This window comes from Burkholderia sp. Tr-20390 (assembly GCF_017104595.1).
In the GTDB taxonomy this organism is placed as follows: Bacteria; Pseudomonadota; Gammaproteobacteria; order Burkholderiales; family Burkholderiaceae; genus Burkholderia.
In genome coordinates, this window is the sequence record NZ_JAAGPC010000150.1 from 1 (window position 1) to 21178 (window position 21178).

At 66.8% G+C, this 21178-nt stretch carries 20 protein-coding genes and 1 pseudogene; 12 read left to right on the forward strand and 9 right to left on the reverse strand.

All coding sequences use genetic code 11. The features are described 5' to 3' along the window. Nucleotides 1-143: 143 nt before the first annotated feature. The 8 genes from G3N98_RS29735 (at nucleotide 144) to G3N98_RS29770 (ending at nucleotide 7859) form a co-directional block, all read left to right on the forward strand. Nucleotides 144-650, forward strand: a complete 507-nt coding sequence (locus G3N98_RS29735; RefSeq protein ID WP_175237907.1) for an RDD family protein — start codon at nucleotides 144-146, stop codon at nucleotides 648-650. A gap of 225 nt (nucleotides 651-875) precedes the next feature. After that, nucleotides 876-1814, forward strand: coding sequence for a UDP-2,3-diacylglucosamine diphosphatase (locus tag G3N98_RS29740; protein ID WP_206150184.1), 939 nt, complete (start codon nucleotides 876-878; stop codon nucleotides 1812-1814). A gap of 29 nt (nucleotides 1815-1843) precedes the next feature. Beyond that, a complete protein-coding gene (locus G3N98_RS29745) occupies nucleotides 1844-2878 on the forward strand; it encodes a glycosyltransferase family 1 protein (RefSeq protein ID WP_059531147.1) in 1035 nt (344 codons plus the stop codon). Further along, the gene (locus G3N98_RS29750; protein WP_039370536.1) at nucleotides 2875-3411 is read left to right on the forward strand and encodes a diacylglycerol kinase; all 537 of its coding nucleotides are present in this window, start codon (nucleotides 2875-2877) and stop codon (nucleotides 3409-3411) included. The genes G3N98_RS29745 and G3N98_RS29750 overlap by 4 nt, the downstream gene beginning before the upstream one ends. Before the next feature lie 205 nt (nucleotides 3412-3616). Then, nucleotides 3617-4375 (forward strand): TetR/AcrR family transcriptional regulator, encoded by a 759-nt coding sequence (locus G3N98_RS29755; protein WP_021161119.1) that lies wholly within the window; start codon nucleotides 3617-3619, stop codon nucleotides 4373-4375. Continuing rightward, on the forward strand, nucleotides 4372-4953 hold the full coding sequence (locus G3N98_RS29760; RefSeq protein WP_043188888.1) for a TIGR00730 family Rossman fold protein: 582 nt from the start codon (nucleotides 4372-4374) through the stop codon (nucleotides 4951-4953). The genes G3N98_RS29755 and G3N98_RS29760 overlap by 4 nt, the downstream gene beginning before the upstream one ends. Nucleotides 4954-4975: 22 nt before the next feature. Continuing rightward, a complete protein-coding gene (locus G3N98_RS29765) occupies nucleotides 4976-5737 on the forward strand; it encodes an SDR family oxidoreductase (RefSeq protein ID WP_206150186.1) in 762 nt (253 codons plus the stop codon). Nucleotides 5738-5966: 229 nt separating this feature from the next. Then, nucleotides 5967-7859 (forward strand): glycosyl transferase, encoded by a 1893-nt coding sequence (locus tag G3N98_RS29770; RefSeq protein WP_206150188.1) that lies wholly within the window; start codon nucleotides 5967-5969, stop codon nucleotides 7857-7859. A 189-nt stretch (nucleotides 7860-8048) separates the two neighbouring features. On the opposite strand, the gene G3N98_RS29775 is transcribed toward G3N98_RS29770, so the two are convergent. The 6 genes and pseudogenes from G3N98_RS29775 to G3N98_RS29800 all read right to left on the reverse strand — a co-directional run bounded on the left by G3N98_RS29775 (nucleotide 8049) and on the right by G3N98_RS29800 (nucleotide 13153). After that, on the reverse strand, nucleotides 8049-8666 hold the full coding sequence (locus G3N98_RS29775; protein WP_089473300.1) for a DUF924 family protein: 618 nt from the start codon (nucleotides 8664-8666) through the stop codon (nucleotides 8049-8051). Continuing rightward, nucleotides 8663-9394 carry an alanyl-tRNA editing protein gene (locus tag G3N98_RS29780; RefSeq protein ID WP_206150189.1) on the reverse strand — a complete coding sequence of 244 codons (732 nt, stop codon included), beginning with the start codon at nucleotides 9392-9394 and terminating at the stop codon, nucleotides 8663-8665. Before G3N98_RS29780 ends, G3N98_RS29775 begins: the two co-directional genes overlap by 4 nt. A 106-nt stretch (nucleotides 9395-9500) precedes the next feature. Continuing rightward, on the reverse strand, nucleotides 9501-9911 hold the full coding sequence (locus G3N98_RS29785; RefSeq protein WP_069248490.1) for a group II truncated hemoglobin: 411 nt from the start codon (nucleotides 9909-9911) through the stop codon (nucleotides 9501-9503). Between the two features lie 43 nt (nucleotides 9912-9954). Beyond that, a pseudogene (locus G3N98_RS29790) lies at nucleotides 9955-10167 on the reverse strand (NAD(P)-binding domain-containing protein); the annotation flags it as partial. 27 nt (nucleotides 10168-10194) lie between these two features. Then, nucleotides 10195-11721: a CoA-acylating methylmalonate-semialdehyde dehydrogenase gene (locus tag G3N98_RS29795; protein WP_089442874.1), complete on the reverse strand. Its 1527-nt coding sequence runs from the start codon at nucleotides 11719-11721 to the stop codon at nucleotides 10195-10197. Nucleotides 11722-11833: 112 nt separating this feature from the next. Further along, complete coding sequence (locus G3N98_RS29800) at nucleotides 11834-13153, reverse strand: MFS transporter (protein WP_089474560.1); 1320 nt, start codon at nucleotides 13151-13153, stop codon at nucleotides 11834-11836. Between the two features lie 441 nt (nucleotides 13154-13594). On the opposite strand from G3N98_RS29800, the gene G3N98_RS29805 reads away from it, so the two are divergent. The 3 genes from G3N98_RS29805 (at nucleotide 13595) to G3N98_RS29815 (ending at nucleotide 16033) form a co-directional block, all read left to right on the forward strand. After that, a complete protein-coding gene (locus G3N98_RS29805; RefSeq protein WP_175239444.1) occupies nucleotides 13595-14554 on the forward strand; it encodes a LysR family transcriptional regulator in 960 nt (319 codons plus the stop codon). A gap of 115 nt (nucleotides 14555-14669) precedes the next feature. After that, the gene (locus G3N98_RS29810) at nucleotides 14670-15476 is read left to right on the forward strand and encodes a uracil permease (protein ID WP_206150191.1); all 807 of its coding nucleotides are present in this window, start codon (nucleotides 14670-14672) and stop codon (nucleotides 15474-15476) included. A 59-nt stretch (nucleotides 15477-15535) separates the two neighbouring features. Further along, nucleotides 15536-16033, forward strand: coding sequence for an SRPBCC family protein (locus tag G3N98_RS29815; RefSeq protein ID WP_206150193.1), 498 nt, complete (start codon nucleotides 15536-15538; stop codon nucleotides 16031-16033). 64 nt (nucleotides 16034-16097) lie between these two features. On the opposite strand, the gene G3N98_RS29820 is transcribed toward G3N98_RS29815, so the two are convergent. Then, nucleotides 16098-16820, reverse strand: coding sequence for a haloacid dehalogenase type II (locus G3N98_RS29820; protein ID WP_206150194.1), 723 nt, complete (start codon nucleotides 16818-16820; stop codon nucleotides 16098-16100). A gap of 127 nt (nucleotides 16821-16947) precedes the next feature. Further along, a complete protein-coding gene (locus tag G3N98_RS29825; RefSeq protein ID WP_206150196.1) occupies nucleotides 16948-17934 on the reverse strand; it encodes a hypothetical protein in 987 nt (328 codons plus the stop codon). A gap of 184 nt (nucleotides 17935-18118) precedes the next feature. Here G3N98_RS29825 and G3N98_RS29830 point away from each other — a divergent pair, with 184 nt between their 5' ends. After that, the gene (locus tag G3N98_RS29830) at nucleotides 18119-19366 is read left to right on the forward strand and encodes a hypothetical protein (RefSeq protein WP_089474566.1); all 1248 of its coding nucleotides are present in this window, start codon (nucleotides 18119-18121) and stop codon (nucleotides 19364-19366) included. Between the two features lie 175 nt (nucleotides 19367-19541). On the opposite strand, the gene G3N98_RS29835 is transcribed toward G3N98_RS29830, so the two are convergent. After that, the coding region (locus tag G3N98_RS29835) for a sulfatase-like hydrolase/transferase (protein ID WP_206150198.1) at nucleotides 19542-21178 on the reverse strand (1637 nt) is incomplete at its 5' end.

Sequence of the window (21178 nt, forward strand, 5' to 3'; positions counted from 1 at the left end):
CCACCGCACCGGCGCCCGTCTCGGCCGCCGTCGCGCCGCCAGTACCCGCATCGTCGACGGCCGGCACCGCATCCGCGCCGGCTGCCGTGGCGCCGGTGTCGCCCGCCGACGCACCCTCGCTGTTCAAGGGCTCCTGAGCGCCCGTGGCGAACGCCCACGCACCTGAAACCCCGGCCGCCGCGCCGTCCGTGCGGCGGCGCCTCGCCGCGCTGCTCTACGAAGGCGTGCTGCTGTTCGGTGTGGTGTTCTTCGCCGGGCTCGCGTTCAGCCTCGCGACGCAGCAACGCAACGGCCTCGTCCATCACAACCTGCTCGCCGCCTGGATCGCGCTCGTGGTCGGCGCGTACTTCGTCTGGTTCTGGACCCACGGCGGCCAGACGCTGCCGATGAAGACCTGGCGGCTGCGGCTCGAATCGTCGAGCGGCCGCCCGCTGAGCGCAGGCCACGCGCTCGTCCGCTATGCGCTCGGCTGGCTGTGGTTCCTGCCGCCGCTCGCGCTGCATCCGCTCCTCGACCTGTCGGTACCCGTCACGCTCGCGCTCACCGCCGCATGGATCGCCGCATGGGCCGGCGCCGCGCGGCTGCATGCCGAACGCCAGTTTCCGCACGACCGGATCGCCCGCACGCGCGTCGTCGCGATACCGCGCTGACACGCGGCATTCGCCTGACGAAAACACCTCGCCAAGGCGGCTTCCGCCCGGCCCGACAGCGTTACCCGACTATGATCGGCCGTTCCGTACGGCACATTACGCAACGCCCCGTCATTTACTGCTAAACACCCTGCAGCGGTCGTAATAAGAACGTCTCGTGACTGTCATGGCACAGTCACGCCCGCATGGCGGAATGCCGGTAATGTCAACCGGCGCGAGTCATGCATGGGCCAGAAAACGTCCGCGACCTCCCTGTTCCGTCACCCCATCGGCGCCCGCGCCGCCACAGCATTCCTGTCCGGTTCTGCCGCAACCGACGGGCTGGTCTCGCAAGACCCGCCTGCGGGGCACGCCACGCAGCATGACGACCCCGACTCGTCGGCCCACCGCTACCGCACCATCTGGCTGTCCGACATCCACCTCGGCTCGAGCGGCTGCCAGGCGCCGTACCTGCTCGACTTCCTGCGCCACAACGATTCGGAGTACCTGTACCTCGTCGGCGACATCATCGACGGCTGGCAACTGAAGAAGGGCTGGTACTGGCCGCAGGCGCACAACGACGTCGTGCAGAAGATCCTGCGCAAGGCACGCAAGGGAACGCAGGTCGTCTACATCCCCGGCAACCACGACGAAGGCGCGCGGCAGTTCTGCGATCTCGCGTTCGGCGACATCCAGGTGCGCGGCGAGGCATTCCACACGACGCTCGCAGGCAAACGTTTGTGGATCGTGCACGGCGACCTGTTCGACGGCGTGATCCAGCACGCGAAATGGCTCGCGTACCTCGGCGACACGCTCTACACGCTGATCCTCGTGCTGAACCGCTGGTTCAACCGGATCCGCAGCCGGCTCGGCTTCCAGTACTGGTCGCTGTCGCAGTACCTGAAGCACCAGGTCAAGAACGCCGTCAACTTCATCTCCCAGTTCGAGACCGTGATGACCGACGAGGCGCGCCGCCGCGGCTGCGACGGCGTCGTGTGCGGCCACATCCACAAGGCGGAGATCCGCGACATCGACGGCGTGCTGTACTGCAACGACGGCGACTGGGTCGAAAGCCTGTCCGCACTCGTCGAAACGATGGAAGGCGAACTGAAGATCGTCTACTGGACGGTGATGCGCACCGCACCGACGGAGACCACGTCGCGCAAGGCCAAGGCCGCTGCCTGACACCCCCCTACTTACAGGACAAAGCCGCGATGAAGATCATGATCGTCACCGACGCGTGGGAACCGCAGGTCAACGGCGTCGTGCGCACGCTGAAGAGCACGTCGCGCGAACTCACCGCGCTCGGCCACCGCGTCGAACTGCTGACGCCGCTGGAATTCCGTACGGTGCCCTGCCCGACCTACCCGGAGATCCGCCTGTCGATCCTGCCGTACCGCAAGCTGCGCGCGCGGATCGATGCGTTCGCACCCGACGCGCTGCACATCGCGACCGAAGGCCCGCTCGGCCTCGCCGCGCGACGCTACGCGCGTTCGCGCAAGCTGCCGTACACGACCGCGTACCACACGCGCTTTCCGGAATACGTGCAGGCGCGCTTCGGCATCCCGCTCGCCGCGACCTACCGCTTCCTGCACTGGTTCCACGGCCCGTCGCTCGCGGTGATGGCGCCGACGCCGGTCGTCAAGCAGGACCTCGAGAAATTCGGCTTCACGAACGTCGTGCTGTGGACACGCGGCGTCGATCTCGACGTGTTCCGGCCGATGGAATCGAAGGTGCTCAATACCGCGCGGCCGATCTTCCTGTACGTGGGCCGCGTCGCGATCGAGAAGAACGTCGAGGCATTCCTGCGCCTCGACCTGCCCGGCTCGAAGTGGGTCGCGGGCGAAGGCCCCGCGCTCGCGGAGCTGAAGTCGCGCTATCCGGAAGCAAACTATCTCGGCGTGCTGTCACAGGCCGAGCTCGCCAAGGTGTATGCTGCGGCCGACGTGTTCGTGTTCCCGAGTCGCACCGACACGTTCGGCCTCGTGCTGCTCGAGGCGCTCGCCTGCGGCACGCCGGTAGCCGCGTATCCCGTGACGGGCCCGATCGACGTGCTCGGCGAAGGCGACGCCGGCGCAATGCACGAAGACCTGCAGGAAGCCTGCCTCGAGGCGCTGAAGATCGAACGCACCACTGCGCGCGCGTGGGCCGAACGCTTCTCGTGGCGCGCGGCATCCGAGCAGTTCGCGTCGCATCTGAAGCCGCTGCCGAAGACCGCGTACTCGCCAGCAGAAGGTGCCGCCGTTTGAAACGAGACCTGAACGACAAAATCCCGCCCCCCGACGCAACGCCGCAACGGCACCGCCCGTTCGACGAGGAAGAGCCGCACGCCGACGCGGACGTGCACGCGCACGAGCCGCTCGGCCCCGACGATCGGCTCGCGCCGCTGCCGCCGAACCCGTACAAGCGCCATCGCGGCATCACGCGCGCCTGGTACGCCCTCAAGCATTCGCTGAACGGCTTTCGCGTGGCGATCCGCGAGGAGAGCGCGTTTCGCCAGGAGCTCACGCTCGCTGCGCTGATGCTCCCGATCGGCGCGTTCGCACCGGTGCCCGCGGCATCGCGTGCGCTGCTGATCGCGTCGGTGCTGCTCGTGCTGATCGTCGAACTGCTGAACTCGAGCGTCGAGGCCGCGATCGACCGCATCTCGCTCGAGCGTCACGAACTCTCGAAGCGCGCGAAGGACCTCGGCAGCGCAGCCGTGACCGTCGCGCTGTTCGCGTGCGTGACGACGTGGGGCTTCGTGCTCGGCCCCGTCGTCGCACGCTGGCTCGGCTTCTAGACGGCTGCCCCGCGGGTACCTGGCGCACCGCCCGCGTGCGGCGCTGCACCATGCGCCGCGCGGCGCGGCGAGCACGAAATGCCCCGATGTGGCGAAACCCCGGTTTATAATCGTCCGCTAGACATAGAACAGCAACCCGCGCCGGACGAATCACGCAGCATCGATTGCAGCGCCCGCCAGTCCGGCACACACAGGGCCGGACGACATGGAAGCGAAACCTCCCCGCCGCACCCGCGAACGGATTCTCGAGTTGTCGTTGAAACTCTTCAACGAGATCGGCGAGCCGAACGTCACGACCACGACGATCGCCGAGGAAATGGAAATCAGTCCAGGCAACCTGTACTACCATTTCCGCAACAAGGACGACATCATCAACAGCATCTTCGCGCAGTTCGAGCAGCAGATCGAACGGCGGCTGCGCTTTCCCGAAGACCACCGTCCGACGATCGACGAAACCTGGTCGTACCTGCAGTACATGGCCGATTTCATGTGGACCTACCGGTTCCTGTATCGCGACCTCAACGACCTGCTCGCCCGCAACCGCACGCTCGAGACGCACTTCAAGCAGATCATCAGCCACAAGGTGCGCTTCGCGCGCGACATGTGCGAACTGCTCGTGTCCGACGCCGAGATGGTCGCGACGCCCGCCGAGATCGAAGTCATCGCCACCAACATGGCCGTCATTTCGACGTACTGGCTGTCGTATCAGTACGTGATGCATCCGCGCAAATACAACGACCAGGACGCGATCCGCGAGGAACTGCACCAGGTCAGCATGCACGTGATCTCCGTGATGGCACCGTACCTGCGCGGCCGTTCGCGCCAGCTGTTCGACGACCTGGTCTCCGGCAAGCTGCCGAAGCGCCAGTTCACCGACTACCTGCCGCCGCGCGACGGCTCGCCGCGCCCCGCCGACAGCCCCGTCGTCACCGGGCAGGCACCCGCCAAGGATTCCAAGCAATGAAGGCTGTTTGTGTTTACTGCGGCTCGTCGTCCGGCGTGCGGCCCGTCTATGCCGACGCCGCGCGCGCATTCGGCCGCGCGCTCGTCGACGCGGGCCTCACGCTCGTCTACGGTGGCGGCCGGGTCGGCCTGATGGGCGTGATCGCCGACGAAGTGATGGCGGCCGGCGGCCGTGCGGTCGGCGTGATCCCCGAACTGCTCGTCGACAAGGAAGTCGGCCATACGGGGCTGTCGGAACTGCACGTCGTGCCCGACATGCACCACCGCAAGAAAATGATGGCCGACCTGTCCGACGCGTTCGTCGCGATGCCCGGCGGCGCCGGCACGCTCGAGGAGCTCTTCGAGGTCTACACGTGGGCGCAGCTCGGTTATCACCGCAAGCCCGTCGCGCTGTACAACATCGATTCGTTCTACGATCCGCTGATCGCGCTGTTGCGTCATACGGTCGACGAGGGCTTCATGCGTCCGGCCTATTTCGACGCACTGTGCGTCGAGTCGGAACCCGTCGAGCTGATCGAGCGACTGCGCCGCTACCAGCCGCCCGCCCGCGACAAGTGGGCGCCCGACGCGGCCAAGTAACCGTCACCGGAACCCGCACGCGATGACCGCACCGTCCGACCGCAAGGCCGTCCTCATCACCGGCGCGAGCCGTGGCATCGGCCGCGCGACCGCCGTGCTCGCGGCCGAGCGCGGCTGGGACGTCGGCATCAACTACGCGCGCGACGCGGCGGCGGCCGAACTCACCGCGCAGGCCGTCCGCGACGCGGGCGGCCGCGCGTGCGTCGTCGCGGGCGACGTCGCGAACGAAGCCGATGTCATCGCGATGTTCGACACCGTCACGGCCGCATTCGGCCGCCTCGACGCGCTCGTCAACAACGCGGGCATCGTCGCGCCGTCGATGCCGCTCGCCGACATGCCGGCCGACCGGCTGCGGCGGATGTTCGACACCAACGTGCTCGGCGCGTATCTGTGTGCGCGCGAAGCCGCGCGCCGGCTCTCCACCGACCGCGGCGGCCGCGGGGGCGCGATCGTCAACGTATCGTCGATCGCCTCCCGGCTCGGCTCGCCGAACGAATACGTCGACTATGCGGGGTCGAAAGGCGCGGTCGACTCGCTGACGATCGGCCTCGCGAAGGAACTCGGCCCGCACGGCGTGCGCGTCAACGCGGTCCGCCCCGGCCTGATCGAGACCGACATTCACGCGAGCGGCGGCCAGCCGGGCCGTGCGGCCCGCCTCGGCGCCACGACGCCGCTCGGCCGCGCGGGCGAAGCGCGGGAGATCGCCGAAGCAATCGTCTGGCTGCTCGGCGACGCGGCGTCCTACACGACCGGCGCCCTGCTCGACGTCGGCGGCGGCCGGTAATTCCGCACTGCCGCACATCAAAAACCGCCGTCCGAAGCAATCCGTCGTCACGACACCACAAATCTCCACAATTTCGTGACACGAACGGTAATCCACCGTAACAATTCCGTGGTCTACTAGCGGACATTCAGACAGGTGTCATAAACATCCGTCCGTTGGCCTTTGATATGGCCCCAATCGGTCCTGCCCACGTCGCCGGACCGGCTCGACTCGACCCGAGATTCCTTCCATGCCTGGAACCGCAGCGCCCAGCCGGCGACGCACGTCTGTGCCCGCTCCGGCCCCGCACACCCATTCGACCGCCGACGCCGATCTCACCGCATCGCTCGACGCCGCCGGCACGCCCGTCGTCGCGTCGACCGCTGCCACCGGCACGACGCGCGAACGCTCGCGCCTGCTCGGCTGGCGCGCGTGGCTGTTCGTCGCCGCGCTGATCTGCGCGTATACGCTGCCGGGCGTGCTCGGCCACGATCCGTGGAAGCAGGACGAAACCTACACGTTCGGCATCATCCAGCACATGCTCGAGACCGGCGACTTCGTCGTGCCGACCAATGCCGGCCTGCCGTTCATGGAAAAGCCGCCGCTCTACGCGTGGGTCGCGACCAGCCTCGCCTGGCTGCTGCAGCGCGTCATGCCGCTGCACGACGCGGCCCGGCTCGCGAGCGCGCTGTTCGCCGCACTGGCATTCGGCTTCATCGCGCGCGCGGCGCGCGTCGCCAGCCGCGCGGACGCCTGGCTCGACCTGCGCGTGATCGGTCCCGTCGTGCTGAGCGCCGGGACGCTCGTCGTCATCAAGCACGTGCACGACATGATGACCGACGTCGCGCTGTTCGCCGGCACGGCAATCGCGTTCTGCGGGCTGCTCGAACTCGTGATGCAGCACGTCGCGCGCGCGCAGCAGATGCGGCACGGGCTGCCGGTCCGGCCGTCGGGCCGCTGGGCCGCGCCGATCTTCGGCGCGGGCGTCGGCATCGCGCTGATGACGAAGGGGCTGTTCGTGCCGCTCGTGTTTGCCGCTACGCTCGTCGGCGCGCTGGTGCTCTATCCGGCCTGCCGCACCCGCGCGTTCGCGCGCTCGCTCGGCATCGCAGCACTGGTGTTCGCGCCGTTCGCGCTCGTCTGGCCGACCGCACTGTTCCTGCGCTCCGAGACGCTGTTCATGACGTGGTTCTGGGATAACAACGTCGGCCGCTTCTTCGGTTTCTCCGTCCCCCAACTGGGCGCGGAAAACGACAAGCCGTTCTTCATCCTGCGTGCGTTCCTGCTCGTCGGCTTCCCGGTCGCGCCGCTCGCGATCGTCGCGCTCGCGCGGGGTGCCTGGCGCGACTGGCGCACGCCGCGCATCGCGCTGCCGGTGATGTTCACGGTCGTCGGGCTCGTCGTGCTGCAAGTGTCCGCGACGTCGCGCCAGCTTTACATCCTGCCGTTCTTCGCCCCGCTCGCGCTGGTCGCCGCACAGGCCATCGACCGCCTGCCGCGCCAGCTGCATCTCGCGTGGGACTACCTGAGCCGCATTCTGTTCGGCACGGCCGCCGCGCTCGCCTGGGCCATCTGGGCGGTGATGGCCGATCCGGCCGCGTCGCGCAAGGATCTCACGCTGCTCGGCCGCTGGCTGCCGCTCGACTGGACGATGCCGATCGAACCCGCGCTCGTGATCGGTGCGCTCGCGCTGACGGTCGGCTGGCTGACGCTGCTGCCGAAGCTGCGTACGACGGGCGTCTGGCGCGGCGCGCTGTCGTGGGGCGCCGGCGCACTCGTTGCATGGGGGCTCATTTACACGCTGCTGCTGCCGTGGCTCGATGTCGCGAAGAGCTACCGCTCGGTGTTCGACGACCTGAACGCGCACCTCGCGCTCGAATGGAACGACGGCGACTGCATGGCGAGCCTGCACGGGCTCGGCGAATCGGAAGCGCCGATGCTGTACTACTTTTCCGGCATCCAGCACACGCCGATCGCCGACGCGAAGACGACGCGCTGCACCTGGATGATCGTCCAGGGCGTGCGGGCCGTCGATCCGGCGCCCGGCGACGAATGGAAACTGTTCTGGACGGGCGCCCGCCCGGGCGACAACGAGGAACTGCTGCGCGTATACGTGCGCACGCCTGAACAGCACGTTGAGTAATGCGAGGAGGCACGGCGGACGCGCCGCCGTGCTTGCCCTCGTACCGGGTGCGGCGTGGTGAGCACCACCGCCCGGGCAGCGAACAGCCATCGGGAAATGCGCGCCGCCGACCGGCGTGCCCGGCCGCCACCGTGCCCGCGAGACTCCGCGGGCCCGCCCCCTCCCCGCGTCACACCGCCGCCCGAATCCTCAGAACGACGAACCGGGCTCGCGAAGAAACGCCATCTCTTCGTCACTCGATACCCGACCGAGAATCGCGTTCCGGTGCGGAAAGCGGCCGAAGCGCTCGACGACGGCCGCATGCAGCAACGCGAAGCGGTGATAGCTCTCGCACCCTGCTTCGTCGCGAATGCCCGCGCACAGGCGCACGGCTTCGCGCTGGCTCTCGACCGACTCGTCATGCTCGAACGGCAGATACGCAAACGCGCGGTGATGGCCGCTCGGCAACTGCGCGTCCCAGCCGGCCGCGACGACGCGGCGCGCGAGCGCGAGCGCCTTCGGATCGGCGGCAAACGCGCGCGGCGTGCCGCGATGGATGTTGCGCGAGAACTGGTCGAGCACGACGATCAACGCCAGTGCCCCCGACGGCGAGCCCGCCCAGTGATCGCAAGCGCCGTCGCACGCGGCGTCGAGCAACGCGCCGTAGCGCGTGCGCAGCACGTCGTCGAATGCCGCGCCGCCGTTGAACCAGACCTTGCGGTTCTGCCCGAACTCGGCCGAGCCCGGCTCGCCGAACCAGAAATCGAGAATCTCCCGCGCTTGCGGATCGAGCGCCGCCGCGCCCGCGTGGGGGGTGTCAATCGTCATGCAAACTCCAGTACGAGGCGCCGGGTGCGCGCGCTCTTCTTTTCCAGTTTCGCGACCCGCAGCTCGCCGATTTCGGACGTATTGCGCACATGCGTGCCGCCGCACGGCTGCAGGTCGACCTGCTCGATGCGCAGCAGCCGCACACGGCCGAGGCCCATCGGCGGCTTCACGCTCATCGTGCGCACGAGGTCCGGCCGCGCGGCCATCTCGTCGTCGGTAATCCATTCGGTCGTGACCGGATGCGCGCCGCCCACCAGGCCGGCGAGGCGCCGCTCGACGTCGTCGCGGTCGATCGCGTCGGACGTCGCGAAATCCAGCCGCACGTAGTCGGCCGTCACGCTGCAACCGTCGACCGCGTACGGCAGCACCGCGCACATCAGGTGCGCTGCGGTATGCAGCCGCATGTGGCGATAGCGGCGCAGCCAGTCGATCTCCGCGACCACGCGCGTGCCGGGCTCGAGCGCCGCGACGCTCGCCTCCTGCCCCGGTGCGGGCACGTGCACGGCGTCGTCGGGCGTCGCGCCGTCGAACTTGGCCTTGCGCGTATCGGCAATCGCGATCGTGCTGCCGTCGGGCAGCGTCAGCGTGCCGGTGTCGCCGGCCTGGCCGCCGCCGAGCGGATAGAACACGGTGCGGTCGAGCCGGATGCCGTCGTCGCCGACGGCCAGCACGACCGCGTCGCATTGCGTGAGGTACGCGTCTTCGCGAAACAGCGCTTGTGTCGTCATCGGGCGAGCCTCGTATCGATTGGGGGGAAGCGGCCAGTGTCGCGCCGCGCGGTGCGCGCGCCCAGACGCAGATCGTCCCGCGCGCGGGCGGCGGCGTACCGGTCGATCAACCGGGCCGGTTGCGCATCCAGTCGGCCGTGTCGTAGAACGAATGCATGAGCCGCTCGCGCAGCGGCTCGGGCAGCCCGATGTCCTCCATCGCCCACGCCATGCAGCGCAGCCACTGGTCGCGCTCGACCGACGCGATCGGGAACGGCAGGTGCCGCGCGCGCAGCCGCGGATGGCCGAACCGGCTGATGTAGTGGTCGGGGCCGCCGAGCCACCCGCACAGGAACCAGAAAAACTTGTCGCGCGAACCGTCGAGCGAATCCGGGTGCAGCGCGCGAATCTGCGCGAACTCGGGCTCGAGATCCATCAGGTCGTAAAAGCGGTCCACCATTTCGCGCACGCGGGCTTCACCGCCCACGAGCTCGAACGCCGTCGGTTGCGACGGCGCATCGTCATTCACATCGGTCATACGGATAGTCGGAAAACAGGATCTTCGGGGCCGCCGGCGACGCTCATGCGTCGCGCAGCGACTGCAGCGCGGGGCGCCGCAGCACATTATGCAGGCTCAGCCAGCCGGCCGCACCGGCGCACGCGACGCCGGCCGCGATGCCGGCCGGCACGAGCCACGGATCGACGGCGAGCTGGAAATCGAACACCGTCAGCGCGTGGCCGGCCTTCAGCAGGTTGGCGGCCATCGGGCCGCCCATGTTGCCGAGTCCGATGAATGCAATTTCCATGTGCAGGCTCCCGGGTCAGCGCAGCGCGATCGTCGTGTTCACGCCGCCGGCCGTCGCGTCGTCGTCGAACCAGCGCGCGGTGACCGTCTTCGTCTGCGTGTAGAACTGCACGACCTGCTTGCCGTACGGGCCGAGATCGCCGAGCTTCGAGCCGCGCGAGCCGGTGAAGCTGAAGTAGGGCACCGGCACCGGGATCGGGATGTTGATGCCGACCTGGCCGATGTCGATCTCGCTCTGGAACTTGCGCGCGGCCGCGCCGCTCTGCGTGAACAGGCCCACGCCGTTGCCCATCGGGTTGCGGTTGACGAGCGCGATCGCTTCGTCGAGCGTGTCGGCTTCGAGCACGACCACCACCGGCCCGAAGATTTCTTCCGTGTAGATCGACATGTCGGTCGTCACGCCCGAGAAGATCGTCGGGCCGACGAAGTTGCCCTGCTCGTAGCCGGGCACCTTCACGTTGCGGCCGTCGAGTTCGAGTTTCGCGCCGGCCTTCACGCCTTCGTCGATCAGCGACAGGATGCGTTCCTTCGCGGCCTTCGACACGACCGGCCCGACGTCCGTGCCGGCTTCCGCGCCCGCATTGACCTTCAGCGCCTTCGCCTTCTCGACGAGCTCCGGCAGCCAGTCGCGCGCCTTGCCGACCAGCACGACGACCGACGTCGCCATGCAGCGCTGGCCGGCCGCGCCGAAGCCCGCGCCGACGAGCGCGTTGATCGACTGTTCGCGATGCGCATCGGGCAGCACGACCGCGTGGTTCTTCGCGCCCATCATCGACTGCACGCGCTTGCCGTGCTGGCTGCCGAGGTTGTACACGTGCGTGCCGACGCGCGTCGAGCCGACGAACGAGATCGCCTTGATGTCCGGGTGCGTGCAGAGACGGTCGACCACCGTCTTGCCGCCGTGCACGACGTTCAGCACGCCCTGCGGCACGCCGGCCTCGATCGCGAGTTCGACGAGCTGCATCGTCGACAGCGGGTCCTGTTCCGACGGCTTCAGCACGAACGTGTTGCCGCACACGATCGCCATCGGGAACATCCACAGCGGGATCATGCCGGGAAAGTTGAACGGCGTGATGCCCGCGCACACGCCGATCGGCTGGCGCAGCGTGTAGGTATCGACGCCGCCCGCGACGTTCTCCGCGAATTCGCCCTGCTGCAGCGTGCCGATCGAGCACGCGTGCTCGACCACTTCGAGGCCGCGGAAGATGTCGCCCTGGGCGTCGGGCAGCGTCTTGCCTTGCTCGGCCGTCAGCGTGTGCGCGATCCGTTCGAGATTGCGGCGCACGAGATCCTGGAATTTCAGCATGATGCGCAGCCGCGCGCCGATCGGCGTCGTCTTCCAGGTCTGGAACGCGCGTTGCGCGGACGCGATCGCGGCATCGACCTCGTCGAGCGTCGCGAACGGCACGCGACCGATCACTTCCTGCGTCGCCGGGTTGACGATGTCGCCCCATTCGGCGCTTTGCGATTCGACGAACGCGCCGTCGATCAGCAGCTTGGCGGTGGGCAGGGCGAGGGTGGTCTGGGGAACTGCGGCGTTCATGGATGTCTCCGTAAAGCGGTGTGACGATGAAAAGGGGGTCTGCTTGCGCCGCGCGTGGAGGCGCGGCGGGCAGCAGGCTGAACTGAAATCGATCGAATGCCGGCCGGCGCGCTCACGCGCGTGCCGGTCGCATCAACGCGGTACACATGAGCGCGAACACGCCGAAGCCGACGAGGTACGCGATCACGTAATGCGGCTGGCCGCCGCCGGCCTTGAGCAGCGACGTCGCGATCATCGGCGCGAAGCCGCCGCCGATCACGCCGGCGAGCTGCACCGACAGCGAGATGCCGCTGTAGCGGATTTCCGCGGGGAACTGCTGCGCGAACAGCAGCGATTCCGGCGCATAGAGGATCGGGAACACGACGCCGAGGCCGAGCACGATCGCCCACCACGCGTACGACACCTGCTGCGTGCCGAGCATCATGAAGAACGGCGCGGCGAACGCGCACATCAGCACGAGGCCGATCGCGAACATCCGGCGCTGGCCGATGCGGTCGCTCAGGTGGCCGCACAGCGGCATCGTGACGAGCGACAGCGCCGCGCCGGCCGTGATCGCGTGCAGCATCTCGGCCTTCGGCAGGTGCAGCTGCTGCGTTGCGTAGGCGAGCGCGAACGTGACGACCATGTAGAACCAGGTGTTCTCGGCGGCACGCGCGCCGACGATCGTCAGCACCTCGCGTGGATGGCGGCGCAGCGCGGCCGTCACCGGCGACTTCTCGGCCTTGCCCTGGCGCTGCATCTTCTCGAAGTCGGGCGATTCGGGCACCTTCGCGCGGATGAACCAGCCGAGCCCGACGAGCGCGATGCTGGCGAGGAACGGCACGCGCCAGCCCCACGACAGCATGTCGGCTTCCGGCAGCGCGGCCACCGCGGCCATCGCGACCGACGACAGGATCAGGCCGAGCCCGACGCCCGTCTGCGGCAGGCTGCCGAACAGCCCCTTGCGGCCCTTCGGCGCGTGCTCGACGGCCATCAGCACCGCGCCGCCCCATTCGCCGCCGACGGCCATCCCCTGCAGGAAGCGCATCGCGATCAAGAGCGCGGCGGCCCAGTAGCCGATGCGGTCGTACGACGGGATCAGCCCGATGATCATGCTCGGCACGCCCATCAGCAGCAGCGTGATCATCAGCATCGACTTGCGGCCGATGCGGTCGCCGAAGTGGCCGAACACGATGCCGCCCATCGGCCGGCCGATGAAGCCGACCGCGAACGTGCCGAACGCGGCGAGCGTGCCGACGACCGGGTCCAGCGACGGGAAGAAGATGCGGTTGAAGACGAGGGCGGCGGCGGTGCCGTAGAGGAAGAAGTCGTACCACTCGATCGTGGTGCCGGCCATGCTGGCCCAGCCGGCCAGCAGGTAGTGCTTCGCGGTGCGCGCGGGCGCCGGCGCCGCGACTGTCGCATGCTCATCGAGGGTGGATCGGGTCTGCATGGTGTCTCCGTGGTGGTGCCGCGGCTCGTGGTCCGCAGGTCACGGTCGAGTATAGTTATGCGCAGATTCATCATGTACCGATAAAGAAACCGGTTGGATGTGCATTTATGCATATCGACGGCCGGCCCGGAGACATAGGGTCTGTTTGCATATGGAACGCCCATGCGAATGCCCGAAATCGCTCGTAGGGCAAGAAGTGAGGAGCGCCGTTTGGCCGAGCCAAACAAGCGACGAACGACGCCGCCATACGGGCGATTTCGGGCATTCCCGTGACATGTTCTTTTTAGTTTGGGGTTGCCACGAGAACGGCCGCTCGCCGCGTTGCGCTCCTTGCGAATACGTCAGTATTCGCGGCGTCGCGCGCCTCGCGAGCGGCCGTTCTCGTGGCAACGCATGGGCGTTCCATATGCAAACAGACCCTTACCCCTTTTTCCCCCGCTAATGCGACACGCCACCGAGCCGGTTTCCGGCAACCTGAACTGGGACGACCTGCGCTTTTTCCTCGAAGTCGCGCGCACGCAGCGCGCGAGCGGCGCCGCGAAGCGGCTGGGCGTCGACTACACGACCGTCGCGCGGCGCATCCGCGCGCTCGAGGCCGCGATGGGCACGCTGCTGTTCGACAAGTCGCGCTCCGGCGGCTTCACGCTGACGGCCGAAGGGCAGCGGCTCGTCGCATATGCGGACGCGATGGAGACGACCGTGCAGTCCGCGTGCGACCAGGTCGCGAACACGGGCGAGGCGCTGTCGGGCCATGTGCGGATCGGGTCGACGGAAGGGTTCGGCTGCTTTTTCCTCGCGCCGCAGCTCGCGCAGTTTCGCGCGGAGCATCCGCACGTGACGGTCGACCTGCTGCCGGTGCCGCATTTCGTCAACCTGCCCAAGCGCGAGGCGGACCTGGCGATCACGCTCGAGCGGCCCGAGCGCGGGCCTTACGTGGTCACCAAGCTGTGCGACTACCAGCTGCGGCTCTATGCGACGCGCGACTATCTCGCGAACCATGATCCGATCACCTGCACGGACGATCTCGCGCGGCACGCGTTCATCAGCTACGTCGACGATCTCGCGTTCAGCAACGAGCTGCTGTACCTGGACCGCGCGGTGCCGGGCGCGACGGCCGGGTTGCGCACGACGAGCGTGATCGCGCAGTATTTCGCGGCGCTGCAGGGCGGCGGGCTGGCGATCCTGCCGTGTTTCATGGCGGCCACGCAGCCGGCGCTGGTGCCGGTGCTGCCGGACGACGTGGTCGTCACGCGGTGCTTCTGGCTGACCTGCCGCGAGGATCTGCGCAAGCTGCGGCGCGTGACCGCGCTGTGGGATTACCTGCGCGCGGCGGCGGACGCGAATCGCGCGCTGCTGTCGGGGGAGTCGGGGAGGCTGAGGTTCGTCGGCGAGCCGGAATAGTGCGTGACGTGGCCGCGGCGAAGGCGGCTGTGCGGTTCATTGCGTGAACACGACCCGGTGGCGAACTTGCCGGCAAGCGAAGCATTGAAGAATCGGGGAATCGGGGGCAAGACAGATGGCATTGACGCATGCGGGCAAGGTCTTCGTGGTGTGTGTGGCGGTCTTTGCCGTGACCGCTTATTGGCTCGCGTCGCGCATGGTGCGTCGCCAGTCCGGCGCCAGGCACGGTGCGAAGGGGGCACCGAATCGCGGCGCGGTCGCATTCTGGTGGCTCGTGTGCTTTTGCCTGGTGTCGCTGTTCTTCCCGTTCGCGTACTGGATCGGCGACGAACTCTACGTTCTGGCCGTCTCGCCGAAATACGAGGCGACGGTCGTGTCCTACACGTCGGAGTGGGATACCTGCGAGCGCCGCGATAGCGACGGGCGGACCGAACGGTATCAGTGCCTGAAATACACGTCGATACTGGACGCCGCGCTGCCCGACGGCAAGCGCGTGGTGATGCCGGGCAACGTCCGTTCCGGCGGCGCGCCGGAAATCGGCGAGCGGATCGATGTCGTGTTGCCGCCCGGTGCGGATCAATGGCACGAACGCAGCGTGCGCAGTGTCGGCCTGCTGGCCGGCGGCGCGGTAATGGTCGCGATGATCGGGTACTTCCTCTACCTGATCGCGGCGTACGGCGCCGGCCGGAACCTCGACGGCGCGGCTCGCTTCGGCGTGGCGGTGGTGATGAACGGGCTCGTGCCGCTCGGCGCGCTGCTGATGGAAATCGGGTTCCTGAGCGTGCCTTACCGTTACTGGGCGCGCGGGAATCCGGAAGACTGGCCGGTGTGGGTGCTGGCGCTCAGCCTGCTGTTCGCGCTGGCGCTGCTGCCGTTGCTGCTCATCTACGCGCGAACGGCCTGGCGCGCGGTCGTGAAGTAGCGGAGGCGGCGGCGCGGTTGTGCCATCATGGCCGCACCGACAGCCGCCAGGAGACGGTCGTGGAAATTCATTCGCAGTGGACGTTCGATTGCCGGCCCGAGCATGTCTGGCCGCATTTTCTCCATGCCCGGATGGACGACACGCGGCCGTTGCTGTTCCGCCTCGGCGTGCCGAAGCCGGTCAGTTGCCGCGTGCTCGAAGGCGTGCCGGCCGTCGGCAACACGCGGCAGTGCACGACCGATCGCGGCACGATCGACCAGCGGATTCTCGTGCTCGACGAGCCTCGCCGGCTGCGTTACCGGATGGTGGCGTCGACGGTGTGGTGCCGCGACTGGGTCGGGCTGCTCGAGGACGAATTCACGCTGACGCCGATCGAGGGCGGCAGGACCCGCGTCGAACGGCGCACCGTGTTCAGCGCACGCGGCCTCTTCAAGCCGGTTCGGCAGATCGGGTTGTGGCTCGCGTTGCAGCAGGCGCACCGGTATGCGGCCCGCAACTGGCGGCGCCTCGCGATGGCGGCGCAGGGGCGGGCGGCCGAGATGGCGCCGGCGCGCTAGGCCCTGGGAGCCGGCGCTCGACGAGCCGCCAGCCACCCCGCGATCGCGCACCGGAACCCGGTTTTCAACCCGGGCACTCGAGCCGGTCCGCGAGCGCGTTCAGATCCTTGACATCGAAGTCCCACGCATCATCGGCTTTCAGGTCGGTCGTCTGGCCGGGCCCGTGTTCGGTCGGCCGCAGCACGAACGCGGTCGACAGCCCCTGCCGGCGCGCGGCCGCGAGATCGCCGTTGTGCGCGGCGACCAGGCACAGCTCGGCCGGCTCGACGCCGAGAATATCGACGGTGTCGCTATAGACCTGCGGCGACGGCTTGTACGCGCGGACCACCTCCGCACCGAGAATCGCATCCCACGGCAGCCCCGCGCGTTTCGCGACGTCGACCATCAGCCGGATGTTGCCGTTCGACAGCGGCGCGATGATGAAGCGTCGCTTCAGCCGTTGCAGCGCCGCGACGGCGTCGGGCCACGGGTCGAGGCTGTGCCACGCGAGGTTGAGCGCGTCGATGTCGGCGTCGGGCACGTCGTCGATCCCGTAGCGATCGAGCGTGCGGACCAGGTTCTCGCGGTGCAGGACGTCGAGCCGCACGTAGCGGCGGCGCCCGCTGCGGATTTCTTCCATCGACGGCGAATATTCGGCCCGCCACGCATCGGCGAATTCGAGCGGGTCGAGCGCGGGGGCATAGCGGTCGAGGAACGCGGCGGCGCCGCGTGCGACGCCGCTTCTCCAGTCGACGATCGTTCCGAAGACATCGAAAACGAGCGCCTTGATTTCGGTTGTGGGCATCATGCGATCCTTTGCGGCGGCAGGTGATCAGGCATGGGCCGCTGCGTTGTCTACGCGAACAAGGGCGGCCTTCCGCTGACATTAGATCATGTCTGCGAGGGTACGCGTTGCGGCAGCGGCCCGTTTCGAGTCAGCCGGCGTGCCGCTGGCACGGCGCAAACCGATGTTGCGCGGGTTGTAGCAGCACGCAGTTGACCGCTTCGCCGGTTTTCGCGTTTCGGCCTTTTCCCTCGATGCGGAAGTCGTTGCCGGCGATCCAGGTCGCGTCGGTCGTGCTGTCGCTGGAAAACAGATATTCGCCGATGACCGTGTCGCTGTCGGCGAAGTTGGCCGACCACGTTTTCAGATCGAGTGCGGGGCCGTATGTCGCACGCATGGCGCCAAACCGAATGCCGATCGCCTTGGCAGTCGGCGTGCCATGATCGACGCCGAGCCACGACAGCATCCAGTTGCCATCGTTGCTGCGGTTGACATGGGTAACGGCGGGCCAGTCGATTGGGCCGATCGTCCTGGGCGCGGCAAGCTCGCATTGATAGAGCTGCCGCTGCGTGACGTCGGGTTGCCATCGCATCACGACACTGTCGGGTGCGCAGGACCAGCCGTCGATGGTTTGCGGCCGGGTCAACGTGACGCTCCAGACGTCGACGTCGAAATCCTGGCGCAGAAGCCCCTTGATTTCCAGCGCGCCCATTCTCACACCCGTGTCGGACTGTGCGCCGATAGGCTGGCGGTTCCAGAATCCTCCGCCGGTCTGCACGTATTGCACTTCGCTTCCAGCGGGAAATGACACACCGGCCACGACGATGGGGCGATCGGCCGTTCCGTCGACGTGGTTTCCCGGGGTGCCCAGAAACTGATCGAGCGCACCCCAGCCGAACAGGACGAGTACTGGCAAGCTGAAGAACAGCAGCGTCAGCCCGCCGCGTTTGCCGGGCGGTTGCTTGCGCAGGAGCCAGGAAAAGGCACCCGTCAACAGTGCCCAGACCACGAAGAAAATCAGCAGGTAGAAGGCTAGATCTACGACTCCGCCCAGCTCGCCGGCTTCGGCTTTGCAGATTGCCGGTGCGAGCAGCGGTAGCGTGAGCAGGGGGCGGACCGGAGGAGCCTTTACTTGCACGTATTCAATCCCAGTGTGTGGCAGGTATGTTGGTTGAAAAGTCGACCAACTACACCTGCTGCACATACTATCCGACTGCACAAGCGAATTGTGATCGATGGGCAATGTTGTGAGCTGCTTGGCAACGGGCCATTAATATCTCGGACGTTGGCGAGAATAATTACCATTCGTAAGGGGGGATTCGATGGCGCTGTACGAGATGACAGGTGAAAACCTTAAGGAAATCAGACCTCAGACGTTTACCAAGCTCGGGATACTCGAGCGTCAAAACATCCAGAAAGCCATTCGTGCACACATAACTGCAATTACTCCAGGCGTCAGGACAATGGTGCTTGCTGAGGAATTCGGAGACTGGGTCGGGGCGAACAGGCGTATTGACTTGCTTTGCCTTGACGATCAGGCTCGGCTCGTGGTTGTGGAGCTCAAGCGAGACAATGATGGCCATATGGAGCTTCAGGCTCTTCGCTACGCAGCAATGATCTCAACGATGCGATTCGATCAGGCTGTTGAAGCGCACAAAAAATATCTCCGGTCGATCGGGGCAGCAGAGGATGCGGAGCAGGTGATCAGAGCATTTCTCGGTGTGGAAGAGGGCAATGTTGCGTTGTCGGACAAGGTTCGCATCATCTTGGCGTCGGCAGACTTTTCGACCGAGCTGACAACCACTGTCTTGTGGCTCAATAAACAGCGGCTGGACATTCGCTGTGTACAAATGCGTCCTCACGAGATTGCCGATCGCGTGTTGATTGACATACAGCAGGTCATACCTCTTCCGGAAGCTGAACAGTATCAGGTTGCTGTCCGGGAGAAGTCACTGGAACAGGAAGCCGCGAGGGAGTCGGAACGAGATCTGACACGCTACGATTTGATAATCGGCGATGACTTATACCCGAGTCTGCCGAAGCGGCGGCTCATTCACGCGATCGTTACTGAGGCATTTAAGCAGGGCGTCACTTTGAGCGCTATCGAGAGTTCGGTCCCATGGAGAGGCAATCTTTTTCTGTCCGCTGTTGGCGATCTCGACGAAGTCGAATTTGGAAGCGCCGTCGGGGGCGAGCAAACACGATACTTTACGGCTGATGACGAGCTGTTTTATGTAGATGGTAAAACTTGTGCGCTCTCGAATCAGTGGGGGCTGCGTACATTGCAGGCTGTTGACGCCATCATCGGCCATATGCCGAACGCAGACAGGGTCCGTTATGAGGCTGCCTCCGGAAAGGTCGACGAGGTGACTTACGGTGGGCATGTAATTCGTCGCCGTGATACTGGCACGATCGAGGTCGAGTTCGACGGTGTACTTCAATCGCCAGCGATGTCCGCGCTACGAGACCTCGCCGAACGCTTGGGTGTTTCAATGGAGAACGGCAACGGTAACCCTCTCAATACGCGCGCGCTCGGAGCGAGTGTAATGGCTGCAATACGTGCGTTGTAGAGATTTGCTGAACCAGCGGTAGTACAGGAAAAGAGCCAATCAGGACAATCGTCCCGGTTGGCTCCATATATAGATTCGCTGTCGAGTACAGTCATGATGTCGTTGCGACGGAGCGCTCCGGCGCAAAACCGTTTCCCGGTAACGGGTGCTCACGATCTCGAGTCGCCGGCCGCGTTCAATGCCACTTGCGGATCTGTACCTGCACCTTGCCGTCGCGGATCGGCATGACGTCGGGACTGTCGTCGCCCACTTCGCTCGCGATCAGGTCGTTCAGGCGGTCGTTCATCGCGAGCAGCAGCTCGCCGTGCTTTTTCCGGTTCATCGCGAGATTGCGCATCTCGCCCGGATCGCTCGCGATATCGAACAGCTCGACGTCGTTGCGCGCGAACAAGCCCTCCATCGTCGTCGGCCGGTTGAATTCGAGCGGCGAGAAATAGCGCGTGAACCGGTAGCGGCCGTCGAACACGCTGCGGATCGTGCCGCGCAACCGGAAATCGGGCTGCTGCGCGAGCGCGCGGCGCAGCAGCTCGTCCTCGGGCACGCCTTTCTGGCGCATCGTGCCCAGTTCCTTCAGCATCCATTCGCTGTCGTAGTAGAGCAGCATCGCGTAGTTGAACAGCGTGGCATCACGGGCCGCGTGCAGCTTCGCGTCGGCCGGCTTCGCGAGCCAGCGCGTGAGGTCGTGCCCCTTCAGCGCGCTGCCGCGAATCGACGCGAGCCGCGCATCGTCGAGACCGGTGAGCCCGAGCAGCGTCGGCGCGATGTCGATGTGCGACGTCAGCGCATCGCACTGCATGCCGCCCGGATACGCGGGATGGCGGATCACGAGCGGCACGTGGTTCTGCGGCTGGTACGCGGTCGCGCCCTTGCCGACGAGCTGGTGCGCGCCGATGTGATCGCCGTGGTCGGCCGTCATCACGACGATCGTGCGTTCGTCGAGGCCGAGCGACTGCAGCGATTGCAGCAGGCGCACGACATGCGTGTCGCAGTCGCGTACGCAGTTGAAGTAGTTGTCCTGATAGATGCGCAGGCGTTCGTCGGTGAACGGATAGCGTCCGACCAGGTTCGCATGCGCGGCGTTGAACATTCCGTGCGCCGGGGGCCGCCCCGGCTCGTCGTACGGCTGCCGCCGCGAAGCCGCGAGCGGCACGTCGTGCCATGACGTGCGATACAGCGCGTCGTTCGGCGGCGGCGCGTTGCCGAGCATCGGGTGGTTCGCGTCCTGCACCGTCGAGCCGTTCGTGTCGGTGTTCACGAACATCGCGTCGTGCGGGTTCACCAGGTTCACCGCGAGGAACCACGGCTTGCCTTCCTTCGCGAGACGCGGCGCGTGGTTGCGCATCCAGCTCACTGCCGCCTCGGCCGTGATCCCGTCGTACTGGTAGCCGCCGCGCACCATCCCGATCAGGTCGCCCACGCCGAAATAGTCGTCGAAGCCGTACGACCGGATCGTGCGGTTGTAGTCGGCCACGGGTGCCGTGTACGGGCTCGCGGTTTCGTGCATCGACGCGCTCAGGTGCCACTTGCCGAGATACGCGGCGTAGTAGCCGGCATCGCGCAGCATGTGGCCGACGGTGCGCACGTCCGGCGACATGTCCTTCTGCCAGGGCACGCCCGCGTTGTCGAGTACGCCGGTGTGCTGGATGTGCTGCCCGGTGTAGACCGTCGAGCGCGACGGCGAGCACACGCAGGCGGCGATCTGGTGATGCATGAACGTGATGCCGTCGCGGCGCAGCGCTTCGCGGCCCGGCACCGGGAACGGCCAGCGATCGAAGTGGCGCTCCTGGTCGGTCAGGATGAACAGGATGTTGT